This window comes from Achromobacter sp. ACM02 (assembly GCF_014851605.1).
Classification (GTDB): domain Bacteria; phylum Pseudomonadota; class Gammaproteobacteria; order Burkholderiales; family Burkholderiaceae_B; genus Achromobacter; species Achromobacter aegrifaciens.
This window is the reverse complement of sequence record NZ_JACUZY010000009.1, coordinates 21928-37995: the sequence shown is the minus strand read 5'-3', so window position 1 is coordinate 37995 and position 16068 is coordinate 21928. Positions and strand designations below refer to the sequence as shown.

Here is a 16068-nt window from a genome sequence, read left to right as displayed (position 1 = left end):
CGCGCCGGCCCCTGGACGCATACTTTCCTTCATCCCGGCAGGCGGGCCGCGGCCATTCCATCCCGGAGCGCCGGCTCCCGCCCAGCCCTTGAAGGAGCGCAACCATGCGGTACAAGAAATTCGGAAGCACCGGCCTGTTCGTGTCGGAACTCTGCCTGGGCACCATGACCTTCGGCGGCGGCGGCGAGTTTTGGAGCAACATCGGCAGCCTGCAGCAGGAAGAGGCCAATCGGCTGGTGGGCCGTGCCCTGGATGCCGGCGTCAATTTCATCGACACGGCCGACGTGTATTCCGAGGGCCGCTCGGAGGTCATCACCGGGCAGGCGCTGCGCGACCTGAAGGTGGCCCGCGAGGACGTCGTGATCGCGACCAAGGTGTTCGGACCGACGGGCGCCGGCGTCAATGCGCGCGGCAACTCGCGTTCGCACATCATCGACGGCGTCAAGAAAAGCCTGTCGCGCCTGCAGCTGGATCATATCGACCTCTACCAGATCCACGGCTTCGATCCCGCCACGCCGGTGGAAGAAACGGTCAGGGCGCTGGACAATCTGGTGCAGCATGGCCACGTGCGCTACGTTGGCGTGTCCAACTGGGCCGCCTGGCAGATCATGAAGGCGCTGGGCATTGCCGAACGCCTGGGGCTGGCGCGCTTTGAGTCGCTGCAGGCCTATTACACGATCGCCGGCCGCGACCTGGAGCGCGAGATCCTGCCCATGCTGCAAAGCGAAGGCGTGGGGCTAATGGTGTGGAGCCCGCTGGCAGGCGGCCTGCTGAGCGGCAAGTACAGCCGCGACGGGCAGGCCGAAGCCGGCAGCCGCCGCGCCGCCTTCGACTTCCCGCCGGTGGACCAGGAACGCGCCTACGACAGCATCGACGTCCTGCGGCGCGTCGCCGGCGCGCGCGGCGTATCGGTGGCGCAGGTGGCCCTGGCCTGGCTGCTGCACCAGCAGGCCGTGACCAGCGTCATCATCGGCGCCAAGCGCGTCGACCAGCTGGACGACAACCTGGCGGCCACGGCGATACGCCTGACGGCGGACGAACTGGCCGAGCTGGACCAGGTCAGCGCCTTGCCGCCGGAGTATCCGGGCTGGATGCATGTGCGCCAGGGCGAATACCGGCGCAAGCAGCTGAGCGAATCCGGCGGGGCGTAAAACGCCGGGGACAGGCGGGGCCGCCGCCGGCATGGTTGCCGGCGGGCGTGCCAGGCCTCGCGCCGTGCCGCGGCGACTAGAATGTCATGCACATTGCTGTGTATGGATTCTTGTCTTCAAGGGACACGCGTGGCCATTCCGTATCTACGCCGCCTGACGGCCGTCAGCCGCAGCCCCCAGGCCAACAGGCACCTGGCTTACATCCTGACCTTCACCGCCGGCGCGGTCAACGCCGGCGGCTTCCTGGCCGTGCAGCAATACACCTCGCACATGTCCGGCATCGTCTCCATGATGGCCGATCATCTGGCGCTGGGCGGGGTGATCGTGGTGCTGCAGGGCCTGGCGGCGCTGCTGTCCTTTCTGGCCGGCGCCGCCAGCTCGGCCTTCCTGATCAACTTCGGGCGCCGCTCGCACCTGACCAGCGAATACGCGATGCCGCTGCTGTACGAAGCCGTGCTGTTGCTGGGCTTCGGCTTGCTGGGCGCCAACCTGGAAACGCTGCGCTGGTTCTACGTGCCGGGCACGGTCATGCTGCTTTGCTACATCATGGGTCTGCAGAACGCCATGATCACCAAGCTGTCGCGCTCCGAGATCCGCACCACGCATGTGACGGGCATGGTGACCGATATCGGCATAGAACTGGGCAAGCTGTTTTACTGGAACGTGGCCCAGGGCGATCCGGCCTCCATGCAGCCGGTGCGCGCGGACCGCAGCAAGCTTGTCGTGCTCACCGTGCTGGTGTCGCTGTTCTTCGTCGGCGGCGTGACGGGGGCATATTCCTTCTTCAACTTCGGGTTCGGCTCGACGGTGCCGCTGGCGCTGGTGCTCATGGTGCTGGCCGCCGTACCCATCGTGGACGACATCCGCAGTCTGCTGCCGCGCATGTAGGGCCTGTGCGCCCGCCGCCGAACTACAATGCCCTGCACCGATACACAGGAGGCAGACCGGGCATGGACGCGGAATTCTGGCTGGAGCGTTGGCGCGAAGGGCGCACGCATTTTCATCAATCGCGGGTCACGCCGCTATTGCAGAAGTATTGGCCGACGCTGGGCGTGCCCAAGGACGGCCGGGTGCTGGTGCCGCTTTGCGGCAAGTCGCTGGACATGGTGTGGATCGCGGCGCAGGGGCATTCCGTGCTGGGCGTCGAGCTGTCCGAGCTCGCGGTCGAGCAGTTCTTCGAAGAAAACGAACTCAAGCCGCTCACGCACGTGTCCGTCTATGGCAAGCACTACGTGGCGGGCAGCATCGAAATCATCTGCGGCGACATCTTCAAACTGGATGCGCAACTGCTGTCGCATTGCGTGGGCGCCTATGACCGCGCCGCGCTGGTGGCGTTGCCGGACACCATGCGCGCAGACTACGTGCGCCACGTCTACGGCAATCTGTCGCCCGCCTATCAGGGACTGCTGATCACGCTGGACTACCCGCAGGAAGAAATGGCGGGGCCGCCGTTCTCTGTCGTGGACAGCGAAGTGCAGAACTTCTTTGCGGGCGTGTCGCCCGCCAGGATCATCGACCGCCGCGACATCCTGGAAAAGGAACCGAAGTTCCTGGCGGCCGGCGTCAGCCGGCTGGACACCGTGGTCTATCACCTGGGCGCGCAGGAATGAAGACGGCGCCCGCCTGAGCACAGGCGGGCGCCATGCTCTCAGGTCATCAGCCAGCCGCCGGCCACGTCCAGCACCTGGCCGGTGACGAAGCGGGCTTGATCCGACGCGAAGAACAGGCAGGCATCCGCTACTTCTTCCGGCGTACCCAGGCGGCGCAGCGCGGTTACCTGCGCAACCGCGTCATTGATTTCCTTGGGCACGGTTTTCAGCAAGGGCGTGCTGATGCGTCCAGGCGCCAGGGCGTTGACGGTGACCTGGTGCTCGCCCAGTTCGGCGGCCCAATGGCGCGTCAGACCGATCAGTCCGGCCTTGGTGGCCGCGTAATGCGCCGCCACGATGTCGCAATAGGCGCGGCCGGCCACGGAAGACATGTTGATCACGCGGCCCTGGCGCTCGCGCACCATGTGCGGCGTGGCCAGGTGCGTCATGTAGAACACGCTGTTCAGGTTGACGGCGACCACGTTCTCCCATTCCCTGGGCGGCATCTCCCAGACCTTCAGCGCGCGTCCATCGGTCTTCGGTGAAATGCCGACGTTGTTGACCAGGATGGTGGCCGGACCCAGCTCTGCGCTGATGCGTTCGTAGGCTGCCTGGCACTCCTCGAAGCGCGCGACGTCCGCGTGCACGAAGCAGGCTTCATGGCCGCGCTTGCGCAGTTCCTTTTCGTAAGCCTGCCCGCCCTGCGCATTGAAATCGATGAGACCCACGCGGCCGCCTTCCGCCAGGAAGCCTTCGACGATGGCCGAGCCTATGCCGCCGACCGCGCCCGTCACGATGGCCACCTGGTCCTTGAAGCGCCCGCTCATGCGGCCACCTTCAGCATGATCTTGCCGATGTGCTTGCTGCTTTCCATCAGCGCATGCGCCTGGGCCGCTTCCGCCAGCGGAAATACCTTGTGGATGCGCGGCAGGCATTGCCCCTGTTCCATCAGCGGCAACACTTTTTCCGCCAGCGCGCGGGTGATCGCGCCCTTGTCCTCGTCGGAGCGGGGGCGCAGGGTGGAGCCGGTGAATTGCAGGCGCTTGAGCATGATGGGCATGGCGTCGATCTCGGCCTTGCTGCCCTCCAGGAAAGCGATCTGCACCAGCCGGCCATTGAGCGCCAGCAGCCGCAGGTTCTTGTTGATGTAGGCACCGCCCACCATGTCCAGTATCACGTCCACGCCCGCGCCGCCGCTGCCCTGGCGCACCGCCGCCTCGAAGTCGGCCTCGCGGTACAGCACGGCATGGTGCGCGCCGGCGGCCAGGCAGGCGTCGGCCTTTTCCTGGTTGCCTACCGTGGTCCAGACTTCGGCGCCGAAGGCGCGCGCCAGCTGGATCGCGGTCAGGCCGATACCGCTGGAACCGCCGTGCACCAGGAAGCGTTCGCCGGCGGCCAGACGGGCGCGGTCGAACACATTGGTCCAGACGGTGTAGTAGTTCTCGGGGATGGCGGCGGCCGTCAACAGGTCCAGGCCGCGCGGCACGGGCAGGCAATGGCGTTCGTCCGCCAGGCAGTATTGGGCGTAGCCGCCGCCCGGCGTCAGCGCGCAGACCTGGTCGCCGACTTTCCAGAGGCTGGCGTCGGGCCCGGTGGCGACGACGGTGCCGGAAACCTCCAGCCCCAGGTGGGGCGAGGCGCCCGGAGGCGGCGGATAGGAGCCGGAGCGTTGCAGCACGTCGGGGCGGTTGACCCCGGCGTAGGCGACCTCGATCAGCACCTGGCGGCCGGCGGGGGCCTCCATGTCGCGTTCGGCCACGCGCATGCAGTCGGGCGCGCCGCCCTGGCCGTGGTCGATGTATGTGCAGCGTAAAGACATAAGGAATCCTTGGTATCAATGGCCCAGGTAGGCCTTCTTCACATGCGGGTCGCTCAGCAGCTCCGCGCCAGTGCCGGTGCGTACGATGGCGCCGTTCTCCAGCACGTAGCCGCGGTCCGCCAGCCGCAGCGTGCGGAACACGTTCTGCTCCACCAGCAGCACGGTCACGCCGTGCGCGGTGACGCCGCGGATGATGTCGAACATCTGCTGCACCAGCAGCGGCGACAGGCCCAGCGAGGGCTCGTCGAACACCAGCAGCTTGGGATCGGCCATCATGCCGCGCGCGATCGCCACCATCTGCTGTTCGCCGCCGGAAAGCGAGCCGGCGTACTGGTTCAGGCGTTCCTGCACCCGCGGGAAGATACCCAGCACCTCGTCCAGCTTGCGTTGCACGATGGGGCGGGCGGCGCGCTTGTAAGAACCCATCAGCAGATTGTCGCGCACCGTGAAATGCGGGAACAGCTGGCGGCCTTCGGGAATCATGGTGATGCCCGCGTCGACGATGTCGTAGGGCTTGCGGTTGGTCAAGTCCTGGCCTTCGAACTCGACCTTGCCTTCCGTGGCGGCGATGACGCCGCACAGCGTCTTCAAGGTGGTGGTCTTGCCGGCGCCATTGGCGCCGATCAGCGTGACGATCTCGCCCGCATGGACCTCGAAGTTCAGGCCGTTCAGGACCTGGCTCTTGCCGTAGCCCGAGGACAGATTCGAAACCTTAAGCATCCTGGTACTCCTTGCCCAAATAGGCCTCGATGACGGCGGGGTTCTCCACCACGTCCTTGGGCGCGCCGCTGACCAGCACCGCGCCTTCGTTCAGCACGATGATGCGGTCGGACAGCGCCATGGTGGCCTGCATCATGTGCTCGATCAGCAGCACCGATACGCCGGAATCTCGGATGCGGCGGATCATCTGGATCGACTTCTCGATGTCGGTCGGGTTCAGTCCCGCCATCACCTCGTCCAGCAGCAGGATGCGCGGCTTGATCGCCAGCGCGCGGGCGACCTCCAGGCGCTTCATGCCGCCCACGGTCAGGTTGCGCGCCTCGATGTCCAGGTACTTCACCAGGTCGGTCTGCTCGGCGACTTTCAGCGCGATCTGCTCGGCTTCGTCACGGTTCGACGTGCGGATGAAGGCGCCCAGCATGATGTTCTCCAGCACGGTCAGGCCGGTGAACGGCTTGGCGATCTGGAAGGTGCGGCCCAGGCCCTGGTGCGCGAATTCGTCGGGCGTCTTGCAGGTGACCCAGTTGCCTTGCGCGTCCAGCATGGTGATGCCGCCCTTGTCCGGCGACAGGAACCCCGACAGCAGGTTGAAAACCGTGGTCTTGCCCGCGCCGTTGGGGCCGATCATGCCCAGGATCTCGTTCTGGTTCAGCGTCAGCGACACGTCGTTGGTGGCGCGCAGGCCGCCGAAGCTTTTGAACAGCTTGTCGGCCTTGAGCACCGGCTGATCCGTGCGTTCGGCACTGTGCAGGCGCAGTTCATCGGCCAGCTTGAGCTTGGCGCGGGGCGTGCCCAGATAGGGCAGACGCGACAGCCAGCGTTCGATGGCCGGGCCGAAGGCGCCGGCCAGGCCGCGCGGAATGGTCAGCACCACCGCTACCAGGATCAGGCCGTAGATCAGCCCGTGCATGCCGTTGCCCACGCTGCTGAGCCAGCCGCGCGCCAGTTCGGCGATGGGCAGCACCAGGAAGGTGCCGGCGATGGGGCCGGCCACCGTACCCAGTCCGCCAATCAGCGCGAACATGGCCACCTGGATCGACAGCTCCAGCGAAAACGCCGAACTCGGGTCCACGAAGGTCAGGTAGGTGATGTGGAAGGTGCCGATGATGCTGGTCAGCATGGCGGACACGACCGCGGCGATGATCTTCATGCGCACGGTATGGATGCCGACTGCCAGCGCCGCGTCCTCGCGTTCGCGGATCGCGATCAGGTAATGGCCGATGCGCGACTTGCGGATGTACCAGGAGGCCCAGGTCACCAGCAGGAACAGGCCGAAGGCGATGATCACGTAATTGACCTTCTCGCGGAACACGATCCAGGTCCAGCCTATGTTCAGCGGCAGGCTGATGCCGCTGGAGCCGCCCGTCCAGCTTTCTTCGTGGATCACCAGGAGGCGCACCACTTCCAGGATCGCGATGGTGGCCAGCGCGAAGAACGGGCCGCGCAGCCGCAGCGTGGGGTAGCTGATGAGGATGGCGACCGCGCCCGAGATCGCCGCGCCCGCCAGCATGCCGAACCACGGCGAAATGCCGAAGTTCTGCGTCAGCAGCGTGGCGGTATAGCCGCCGATGCCGTAGAACACGGCGTGGCCCAGCGACAGCTGGCCGGCGTAGCCGCCGACGATGTTCCAGGCCACGGACAGCGCCGAGAACACGAACAGCAGGACGAACAGGTTGGTCCAGAAGGGGGTGCCCATGATCACGGGCACAAGGAACATCGCAATCAGCAGGATGAGGCTGACGTAGGTCTTGGGGTGTCGGATATCGGGAAACACTTCTCGCTCCTTGTTGCTCTGATCACTCTGTGCCGACGCCGAACAGGCCGTTCGGACGCAGCACCAGGATCAAGAGGAAGATCCCGAAATAGACGACCTCTTTCAGGTCGGGGGCGATGTAGAAGCCAGCCAGCGTGTCCACGATGCCGATGATCATGGAGCCGGCCACTGCGCCGTACAGGCTGCCCAGGCCGCCCAGCACCACGATCACGAAGGCCGTCAACACGAAGTACGTGCCCACGGTGGGAAACACCGGATACTGCGGCGCCAGCAGGCCGGCGGCGATGCCGACAAAGGCCGTGCCCAGGCCGAAGGCGATGGCGTAGACGTTGTTGACGTTCACGCCCATCAGGGTGGCGGCATAGCGGTGCTGCGCCACGGCCCGCAGCGCGCGGCCCAGGTAGGTGCGGTGCATGAACAGGTGCAGCAGCACCGCCAGGGTCAGGCCGATCACGAAGGTGACGAGCTGCCCGGTCACCATCGAATAGGGGCCGATGTCGATGGCGTTCGTGCCCAGTTCCACCGGCGCGCGGTAGACGTTGGCGCCGAATATGACCAGGGCGAGATTCAGCAGGATGGTGGACACGCCCACCGTGGCGAAGATCTGGATATGCTGGTCGGCGTTGAGCAGCGGCTGGATGATGCCTTTCTGCGTCAGCGCGCCCAGCGCGAACAGGATGACGGCGACGGGTACCAGGCCGGCATAGGGATGCACGCCGAATTGCGCCGCGATCAGATAGACCATGTACATGCCTATCATCAGGAACTCGCCGTGCGCGAAGTTCACGACGCGCACCACGCCGAAGATCAGCGTCAGCCCCAGGCTGATGATGGTGTACGCGCCGCCCAGCAACAGGCCGTTGATGACCAGTTGAATGAATAGTTCCATGTTGCAACCTCTTAGAGCGGGTAGCGGCCCCGGCCCGGCCGTGTTGTCGGCCGGACAGGGGCGCGCGGACCCCGGGATACGTCAGGCGCCCCCGAGCGCCTGAGCACTGGCGTGGCGCTTATTTCTTGAAGACCGGCTTGCCGAGTGCGAGGTTGCTGGGCGCGATGGTGACCAGCTTGCCGTCCTGCCACTGCATCACGTAGAACGTGGATGCATTGTTCTGGCCGTCTTCGCCGAAGTCGAAGGCCCAGCCGTTGGCGCTCTGGCCGGCCGGCTTCTTGTAGGCCAGGACGGCGGCGCGGATCTTGTCCTTATCCGTGGACTTGGCGTTGCCGATGGCTTCGAAGAAGGCCTTGGCGCCGACGTAGTTGGTCAGGCTGTGGCCGGATTGTGGATCGCTCTTGTAGGTGGCCTTGTAGGCTTCGAGGAACTTGTCCAGGCCGGGCGCGCCTGCGGGATTGATGGAGGATTGCGGGAAGTCCAGGTCGAACACGCCGTTCATGTCGGCGCCCACGGCCTTGGCCGTGTCTGCCAGCGAATAGCCGCCGCCCGCGCCGATCACGACCTTGGGCTTGAAGCCCGCGGCGCGCGCCTGGCTGAAGAACAGAATGGCGTCGTTCTGGTAGGCCGTCTGCAGCACCACGTCGACCTTGGCGCCCTTCAGGCGCAGGATCAGCGAGGACAGGTCGACGGTCTTGGCCGAGTACGGCAACACTTCCGCGACCGTATAGCCCAGTTCCTGCGCGCGTTTTTTCTCGGTGGCGGCCACGTCGGTGCCGTAGGGGCCGTCCTCGTGGATGATGCCGATCTTGATGTCCTTGGGGTTCAGCCCCATGCCCGGCGCGATGGTGTCGTGCAGCGCGTTGACCACCGACACGCCGTACAGCGCGGTGTTGGGGTTGCTGCGGAACAGGTACTTGTAGCCGCGGGTGGTGATCTTGTGCGCGGTGGCGCCCAGTTCGAAATAGGGCACGCCGGCCAGCTCGGTCACGGGCGACGCCGCGTAGGAAATTCCGGAAGCGTAGCTGCCGAACACGCCCACCACGTTGGAGGAAATCAGGCGCTTGGTTTCCGACACGGCTTGCGTCGGATCGACGGCGTCGGCCTTGATGATTTCGATCTTCTCGCCGTTGACCCCGCCCGCGGCGTTGATTTCATTGACGGCCAGCTCCAGGCCGCGATAGCTCTCTTGTCCCAGGAGCGCGAGCGCGCCGCTGAACGGGAAGAGGGCGCCTACCTTCATGTCGGCCGCTGCGGTGCCGCTTGCCAGCGCGCCGCATACGCCCAGCGCCAAAGCAATTTTGTTGAACTTGAACACTGTCTACGCTCCTTTGTCGGTATGGGATGCGGACTTTCTTGTTTGGTCCGTTTTTTTAAATATATGATATATCGGCCGGGCGGGTAGCAAACCCCGCCTTGGATTCTAGTGGGGGCCGTAACCCGCCGAATCGGGGAATTCCCTAAAGCCGCATGAATAAAGACTTAGCGGGCTGACGTCGAGCAAATCCAGGTGCTTTTGCTACTTCGGGATGACACTTTTCGATGTACGACCCGGTTGCAATAAACGTCATAAGCTGGCGGTTTTTTTCATATATCGTATATCATCAATCGGCTGTTTTTCATAAGAATCAGGAGACAGAGGCATGTTCGAGGAAGTGGATTTCGCCGGGAAAAAGGTGCTCATCACCGCCGGCGCGGACGGGCTGGGCCTGGAGATGGCGAAGGTGTTCCGCCATGCCGGCGCCTCCGTGTTCGTATGCGATGTGAACCAGGAGCGCCTGGCCGCGCTGCCGGCCGAATTGCCTGGCGTGCATGCGGCCCTGGCCGACGTCTCGGACGAAGACAGCGTCGCCGCGCTGTTCGATCAGGTCCGCGCCAAGCTGGGCGGCCTGGACATCCTGGTCAACAACGCCGGCGTGGCCGGTCCCACTGGCTACGTCGAAACCCTGTCCAAGGCGGACTGGGACCGCACGCTGGCCGTGAACATCACCGGACAGTTCCTGTGCGCGCGCCAGGCCATCGGCCTGCTCAAGGAGTCCAAGGCCGGCGTGATGATCAACCTGTCGTCCGCGGCCGGCCATCTGGGCTTTGCCGGGCGCTCGGTCTATTCCGCCTCGAAGTGGGCAGTGATTGGCTTCACCAAATCCCTGGCCATCGAACTGGGCCCCTATGGCATCCGCGTCAACGCCATCCTGCCGGGCGCGGTGGAAGGGCCGCGCATCCGCGCCGTGATCGCGGCGAAGGCGGATACGCTGGGCCGTCCGGTGGAGGAGATTGCCGCGCAGTACGAGAACCAGGCCGCGCTGGGCCGCATGGTCACGGCGCGCGATATCGCCAACATGGTGCTGTTCAACGCCAGCGAGGCCGCCCGCAGCGTCTCGGGGCAGGCCATCGTGGTGGACGGCTTCACACAGAAGCTTTACTGATGGACGCCGGGTCCAAGGCGCAGCGCGCCGCCATCATCGGAACCGGCCTGATCGGCCAGGGCTGGGCCATCGTGTTCGCCCGCATGGGCTGGGAAGTGCGCCTGTATGACGTCAACGCCGCAATGCTGGCCGAAGCCCGCGGCCTGATCCTGCAGCAGCTGCGCGAACTTGAAGCCCAGGGCTTGCTGCAGGACGCCGAGGCCATAGGCGGGCGCGTCCATGTGGCAAGCAACCTGGCCGATGCCTTGAAGGGCGCCAGCTACATCCAGGAGAACTCGCCCGAAAACGTCGAGATCAAGCGGGCGCTGTTTGCCGAACTGGACGCGGCGGCCGAACCCGACGCGATCATCGGCAGTTCCACGTCCAGCATCCCCGCCAGCGAATTCACCGGGCATCTGGCCGGGCGCCACCGCTGCCTGGTGGCGCACCCGGTGAATCCGCCATACCTGATCCCGGTGGTGGAACTGTGCCCCGCACCCTGGACCAGCCCGCAGGCCGTCGATTCCGCCCGCGCGGTCATGGCCGGCATCGGCCAGAAGCCGGTGCTGGTGCGGCGCGAAATCGAAGGCTTCATCCTCAACCGCCTGCAGGGCGCGCTGCTGCACGAGGCGTTCCGCCTGGCCAGCGCGGGCATCGCCAGCGCCGAGGACATCGACGCCACGGTGAAGGACGGCCTGGGCCTGCGCTGGTCGTTCATGGGGCCGTTCGAAACCATAGACCTCAACGCGCCGGGCGGCATCGCCGACTATTGCGCGCGCTACGGCGGGCTGTACCAGTCCATCGGCGCGACCCAGGGCGAACCCGTCGCCTGGGACGGCGCGCTGGTCGAAGCGCTGTCGGAGGAACGCCGCGGCTTGCTGCCGCAGGAAGATCTTGCCAAGCGCCGCTTCTGGCGCGATGAAAAACTGATGCGCCTCATGCGCCATAAACAGGACAACGGAGACAACAATGGCTAAGCCCAAGCAGAAAGTCATCATCACTTGCGCCGTGACGGGCGCCATCCACACGCCCAGCATGTCGCCGCACCTGCCGGTAACCGCCGACGAGATCGCGGAGGCTGCCATCGGCGCGGCCAAGGCGGGCGCGGCGGTGCTGCACCTGCATGCGCGCGATCCGCAGACCGGCAAGCCGTCGCAGGATCCGGCGCTGTTCAAGCCCTTCCTGGAGCGGATCAAGCGGGAAACGGACGCCATCATCAACATCACCACCGGCGGCAGCCCGCATATGACGGTGGAAGAGCGCATGCGCCCGGCCACCACCTTCAAGCCGGAACTGGCGTCCCTGAACATGGGGTCCATGAACTTCGGCCTGTACCCCATGCTGGGCCGCTTCAAGGAGTTCAAGCATGACTGGGAGCGCGAGCATCTGGAGAACAGCCGCTCGCTGGTGTTTCGCAATACCTACCAGGACATCGAATCGATCCTCGCGCTGGGCAACGCCAACGGCACCCGCTTCGAGTTCGAGTGCTACGACATCAGCCACCTGTACAACCTGGCCCATTTCGTGGACCGCGGCCTGGTCAAGTCGCCGCCCTTCATCCAGTCGGTATTCGGCATCCTCGGCGGCATCGGCCCGCACCCCGAAGACCTGATGCACATGAAGCGCACGGCCGACCGCTTGTTCGGCAACGACTATGAGTGGTCGATCCTGGGCGCCGGCCGCGGCCAGATCCCGCTGGCCACCATAGGCGCGGCCATGGGCTCGAACGTGCGGGTGGGGCTGGAGGATTCGCTGTGGATCGGCCCGGGCGAAATGGCGCAATCCAATCAGGTGCAGGTGGAGCGCATCCGCACCATCCTGGAGGCGTTGAACCTGGAAATCGCCACGCCCGCAGAAGCGCGCGCCAAGCTGGACTTGAAGGGCAAGGACAACGTGGCGTTCTGATGCGGCCAGGGGCCGGCCGCTATCCGGCCCCTTGTCGCGTCAGGCGCGGCGGCGCAGCGCGGCAGCCAGCGTGTCGGTGTCGAGCGCGCGGTCGAAGTTGGCGGCGTGGCGGGCCTTCAGGCTCAGCTCCGCAGCCAGCCGCAGTTCCGCGTCGTCCGGCATGTCGGCCGCACCCAGTTCGCGCAAGGTGGTGGGCAGGCCCACCAGGGCATACCAGCGGGTCAGCTCGTCCAGCATGCCGTCCGTCCGGCTTTCCAGGTCCAACTGCACCAGCAGGCCGACCGCCACCTGCAGGCCATGCGGGGCGCTCGCCACGCCGCTGATCTTGGGCAGTCCGCGCGTCAGCGCGTGGGCGATGGACAGGCCGCCGCTTTCGAAACCGAGGCCGCTCATGAGGATCATCGCTTCCACCACGCGTTCAAAGGCCGGCGTGGGCTGGCCGCTGCCGGCAACCGCCACGGCATCCGCGCCGTCGGCCAGCAGGGTGCGCAGGCAGCCGTCGGCGATGAACTGGGCGGTGAGAGGCGGCGCGCCGTCATACATGTTGCGGCCGCCGTTGCGGCCGCATTGCTCTGCCTCGAATTTCTTCGAGACCGCGTCGCCCAGCCCGGCGAGAAAGAAATTCGCCGGCGCGGTGGCGATGACGGCGGTATCGACCAGCACGATGGTGGGGTTGAACAGCATGTGCTCCACCGCCAGGAGGTTGTGATGGGCGTCGTACAGGACGTAGTTCTTGCTGGTCGGCGCGTCGTTGGACGCGACGGTCGGCACGGTGATGAGATGGCAGTGCGAGGACTTGGCCACTGCCTTGCCCGCGTCCAGCGCCTTGCCGCCGCCCACCGCGATGACCATGTCGATGCCGGCCGGCGTGGCCTGCGCGCGCAATTGCGTGATCGCGGCCGGCGTCAGGTCGCCTTCGACCATCAGCGGTATCAGCGACACGTTTTGCGCCGCGCACAAGGCTTCGATTCTTGGCCCCAGCACGCCATGCACGTAGCTGTCGATGACCAGGGCCGCGCGGCGGCCGAACAGGGCTGCGTACTGTCCCAGGGTGTCCAGGGCGCCGGCGCCCTGGATGTAGCGGCTGGGCGCGCCAAAAATCTTCAGCATCGGATTTTCCTTCGGGTTTGCCTATTTGCGGGCAGCGGGGGGGCGGTAGTCGAGTTCCTTTTCGCGCTCGACCAGCCAGTCGATCATGATCTTGCCGCCCCAGACCAGATCGGCCTGGATGGCTTGCCTGGCGGCTTCGGAGTCGCGCGCTTCCAGGGCTTCCAGCACCGCTTCGTGGCGGTGCTCGTTCTGCGAATAGTCCAGGCCCGAGGTCTTGACGTGGAACACCTTGAGGATGGGGCCGGTGATCACCCAGAACGATTCCACCGTGGCGCGCAGGATGGGCTTGTTGCTGGCTTCCAGGATGGCGAAGTGGAACTTGCGGTTCAGGTAGCTGGCGCGCTTGGGATCGCTGGCGGTGCAGGAGATGAAGTCCCGTTGCAGCGCGATCAGGTTGTCCAGTTGCTTGCGCGTGATGTGCTGGGCGGCCTCGGCCGCGCCCATGCCTTCCAGGTGGAAGCGGATCTGCTGGATTTCACGCAGCTTTTCCGAATTGACGTAAGGCACGTAGACCGCGGTGGCCGCCTGCATTTCCAGGCCTTGCTCGCTGATCAGCCGGAAGATGGCCTCGCGTACAGGCGTGATGGAGACGCCCATTTCCTGGGCCAGTTCGCCAATGATCAGGCGTTCGCCGGGTTCGTACTGCCCGTTGATCAGAGCATTGCGGATTTCGTTGTAGACCCTGACGGAGAGGTTCTCTTTCTTGACCGGTTTAAGGCTGGACATGACAGGCTCAGGCTTGCTGTATTGATGGGGGCGGGTGGATTCGGGATGAATTCTATCCCGCCATGGCAAATTCGAGCGCGATGGGTATATTATATATCATATATCCTAACAGCGAAAAGGAAGCGCCATGAGGAGTGACAGGGAGGTCCCCACCGAAGGGGAGGTCGGGCTGCTGCGGGAAAAGGCCCGCCACATCCGGCTGGAGACCATCAGGTTGATCGAGATCGCCAAGGTCGGGCATTACAGCTCGGTGTTCTCGTGCGCGGAAATCTTCGCCGCGCTGTACTACGACGTGATGCGGCTGCGTCCGGGCGAGCCTCAGTGGCCCGACCGCGACCGCTTCCTGATGGGCAAGGGCCATGCGGCGGTGGGCCTGTTCCCGGTGTTGGCCGACCATGGCTTCATTGCCCGCGAACTGCTGGACGGCTACACCCGCCTGGGCAGCCCGCTGGGGGACCATCCCGACATGAGCAAGGTGCCGGGCGTGGATTTCAGCTCGGGTTCCATCGGCCATGCCTTGTCCAATGGCGTGGGCATGGCGGTGGGCGGGCGCATGAGCGGGCGCGACTTCAACGTCTTCGTGCTGCTGGGCGATGGCGAGATGCAGGAAGGCCAGGTCTGGGAGGCGGCGCTCTTTGCCGCCCACAACCGCCTGTCGCGCCTGGTCGCCATCGTCGACCGCAACGGCTACCAGCTGGACGGCAAGGTCGACGACGTCATGGGCGTGGAATCGCTGAAGGAAAAATGGCAGGCCTTTGGTTGGGAGGTGCACGAAGTGGACGGCCATGACCTGGCGGAACTGACCGCCTTGCTGCGCCGCCTGCGCGCGGACGAATCGCGCGCCAGGCCGGCCTGCGTGATCGCAAAGACCATCAAGGGCAAGGGCGTCTCCTACATGGAAACCGAGCCAGGCTGGCACCTGGGCTACCTGGCGCCGCAAGATGCGCAAAGCGCCGTCGAAGAAATCCTTTCCCGCGAGATCTGAATGGCACAGGCACAAGTTCTCTCTCCCGATTCCTGGCAGTACCGCGCACTGAACGCGGTGAACCCCGGGCTGTCCTATCTTTCCGACGCGCTGATCGAATTGGCTGCGGCCGGCCATCCGGTGGTCGCGGGTTCGGCCGACCTGCAGTACTCCAACGGCCTGAACCGCTTTGCCCAGGCCTATCCCGACCGCTATGTGCAGTTCGGCATTTCCGAGCAGAACATGGTGTCGGCCGCGGCAGGCCTGGCGACCACGGGCATGATGCCCTTCGTCGCGACCTTCGCGTCCTTCCTCGGTCTTCTGTGCTGCGAACAGATCCGCATGGACGTGGCGTATACCAAGCTGCCCGTGCGCCTGATCGGCCACCACACCGGCATCAGCCTGGGCTTTTACGGCACCTCGCACCACGCCACCGAAGATATCTCGACGATGCGGGCGCTGGCGGGCCTGACGGTGGTCTCGCCTGCCGACGGTCCGCAGCTGGCATCCGCCATCAAGGCATCGGTGGACTGGCCCGAGCCGATCTACTTCCGCATCGGCCGGGGCCGCGACCCGCAGGTTTACGAAGATGGCGTGCCGTTCGAGTTCGGCCGCGCCATCGTCCATTCCAGCGGTTCGGACCTGAACATCATCGCCTGCGGCATCACCGTGCACGCGGCCCTGGCCGCCGCCGAGCAGCTGCGCGGTGAAGGATTGTCGGTGGGCGTGATAGACATGCCCACTATCAAGCCCCTGGACCGCGACGCCGTGCTGGCCGCGGCAGGCAAGTCCCGCGTGCTGATGACGGTGGAAGAGCACAACGTGCTGGGCGGGCTGGGCTCGGCCGTGGCCGAGGTGCTGGCCGACGCGGGCACAGGCACGCGCCTGCGCCGCCATGGCATCTACGATGAATACAGCCTGATCGCGCCGCCCACCACCCTGTATGCGCACTACAAGCTGGACGCGGACGGCATCGCCGACGTCGCGCGCGCCACGCTCCGGCCCTGAGACATGGA

Annotated in this window: 15 protein-coding genes and 1 pseudogene; 8 read left to right on the top strand and 8 right to left on the bottom strand. The window is 65.5% G+C overall.

Features of this window, described 5'->3' with window-relative positions; all coding sequences use genetic code 11:
* Window positions 1-104 precede the first annotated feature (104 nt).
* The 3 genes and pseudogenes from IB258_RS24630 (at window position 105) to IB258_RS24620 (ending at window position 2761) form a co-directional block, all read left to right on the top strand.
* Window positions 105-1151, top strand: a complete 1047-nt coding sequence (locus IB258_RS24630; protein WP_054457827.1) for an aldo/keto reductase — start codon at window positions 105-107, stop codon at window positions 1149-1151.
* Window positions 1152-1280: 129 nt separating this feature from the next.
* Window positions 1281-2018 (top strand): annotated as a pseudogene (locus tag IB258_RS24625) (YoaK family protein); the annotation flags it as partial.
* 83 nt (window positions 2019-2101) lie between these two features.
* On the top strand, window positions 2102-2761 hold the full coding sequence (locus IB258_RS24620) for a thiopurine S-methyltransferase (RefSeq protein ID WP_192353326.1): 660 nt from the start codon (window positions 2102-2104) through the stop codon (window positions 2759-2761).
* A 38-nt stretch (window positions 2762-2799) separates the two neighbouring features.
* Here the strand turns inward: IB258_RS24620 and IB258_RS24615 are convergent, their stop codons facing one another.
* The 6 genes from IB258_RS24615 to IB258_RS24590 all read right to left on the bottom strand — a co-directional run bounded on the left by IB258_RS24615 (window position 2800) and on the right by IB258_RS24590 (window position 9260).
* A complete protein-coding gene (locus IB258_RS24615; protein WP_175161549.1) occupies window positions 2800-3567 on the bottom strand; it encodes an SDR family NAD(P)-dependent oxidoreductase in 768 nt (255 codons plus the stop codon).
* Window positions 3564-4559 carry an NAD(P)H-quinone oxidoreductase gene (locus tag IB258_RS24610; protein WP_192353325.1) on the bottom strand — a complete coding sequence of 332 codons (996 nt, stop codon included), beginning with the start codon at window positions 4557-4559 and terminating at the stop codon, window positions 3564-3566. Before IB258_RS24610 ends, IB258_RS24615 begins: the two co-directional genes overlap by 4 nt.
* 15 nt (window positions 4560-4574) lie before the next feature.
* Window positions 4575-5279: an ABC transporter ATP-binding protein gene (locus IB258_RS24605; RefSeq protein WP_192353324.1), complete on the bottom strand. Its 705-nt coding sequence runs from the start codon at window positions 5277-5279 to the stop codon at window positions 4575-4577.
* Complete coding sequence (locus tag IB258_RS24600; protein WP_054457821.1) at window positions 5272-7053, bottom strand: ATP-binding cassette domain-containing protein; 1782 nt, start codon at window positions 7051-7053, stop codon at window positions 5272-5274. The genes IB258_RS24605 and IB258_RS24600 overlap by 8 nt, the downstream gene beginning before the upstream one ends.
* 22 nt (window positions 7054-7075) lie before the next feature.
* Window positions 7076-7942 (bottom strand): branched-chain amino acid ABC transporter permease, encoded by an 867-nt coding sequence (locus IB258_RS24595; RefSeq protein WP_054457820.1) that lies wholly within the window; start codon window positions 7940-7942, stop codon window positions 7076-7078.
* 118 nt (window positions 7943-8060) lie between these two features.
* Window positions 8061-9260, bottom strand: a complete 1200-nt coding sequence (locus tag IB258_RS24590; RefSeq protein ID WP_054457819.1) for an ABC transporter substrate-binding protein — start codon at window positions 9258-9260, stop codon at window positions 8061-8063.
* Window positions 9261-9585: 325 nt separating this feature from the next.
* Between IB258_RS24590 and IB258_RS24585 the strand changes: the two genes are divergently transcribed.
* Genes IB258_RS24585 through IB258_RS24575 form a run of 3 tightly spaced genes read left to right on the top strand, consistent with a single transcriptional unit; the run spans window position 9586 to window position 12252 of the window.
* Complete coding sequence (locus tag IB258_RS24585) at window positions 9586-10368, top strand: SDR family oxidoreductase (protein WP_054457818.1); 783 nt, start codon at window positions 9586-9588, stop codon at window positions 10366-10368.
* Entirely contained in the window at window positions 10368-11324 is a 957-nt protein-coding gene (locus IB258_RS24580; protein ID WP_054457817.1) for a 3-hydroxyacyl-CoA dehydrogenase, read from the top strand. Before IB258_RS24585 ends, IB258_RS24580 begins: the two co-directional genes overlap by 1 nt.
* Complete coding sequence (locus IB258_RS24575) at window positions 11317-12252, top strand: 3-keto-5-aminohexanoate cleavage protein (RefSeq protein ID WP_054457816.1); 936 nt, start codon at window positions 11317-11319, stop codon at window positions 12250-12252. Before IB258_RS24580 ends, IB258_RS24575 begins: the two co-directional genes overlap by 8 nt.
* A 39-nt stretch (window positions 12253-12291) precedes the next feature.
* Here IB258_RS24575 and IB258_RS24570 read toward each other — a convergent pair whose 3' ends face one another.
* Entirely contained in the window at window positions 12292-13362 is a 1071-nt protein-coding gene (locus tag IB258_RS24570) for a glycerol dehydrogenase (RefSeq protein WP_175214325.1), read from the bottom strand.
* Window positions 13363-13383: 21 nt separating this feature from the next.
* Entirely contained in the window at window positions 13384-14088 is a 705-nt protein-coding gene (locus IB258_RS24565) for a GntR family transcriptional regulator (RefSeq protein WP_054457814.1), read from the bottom strand.
* Window positions 14089-14215: 127 nt separating this feature from the next.
* On the opposite strand from IB258_RS24565, the gene IB258_RS24560 reads away from it, so the two are divergent.
* Window positions 14216-15073: a transketolase gene (locus IB258_RS24560; RefSeq protein ID WP_054457813.1), complete on the top strand. Its 858-nt coding sequence runs from the start codon at window positions 14216-14218 to the stop codon at window positions 15071-15073.
* The gene (locus tag IB258_RS24555; RefSeq protein ID WP_054457812.1) at window positions 15074-16060 is read left to right on the top strand and encodes a transketolase family protein; all 987 of its coding nucleotides are present in this window, start codon (window positions 15074-15076) and stop codon (window positions 16058-16060) included.
* Window positions 16061-16068: the final 8 nt, after the last annotated feature.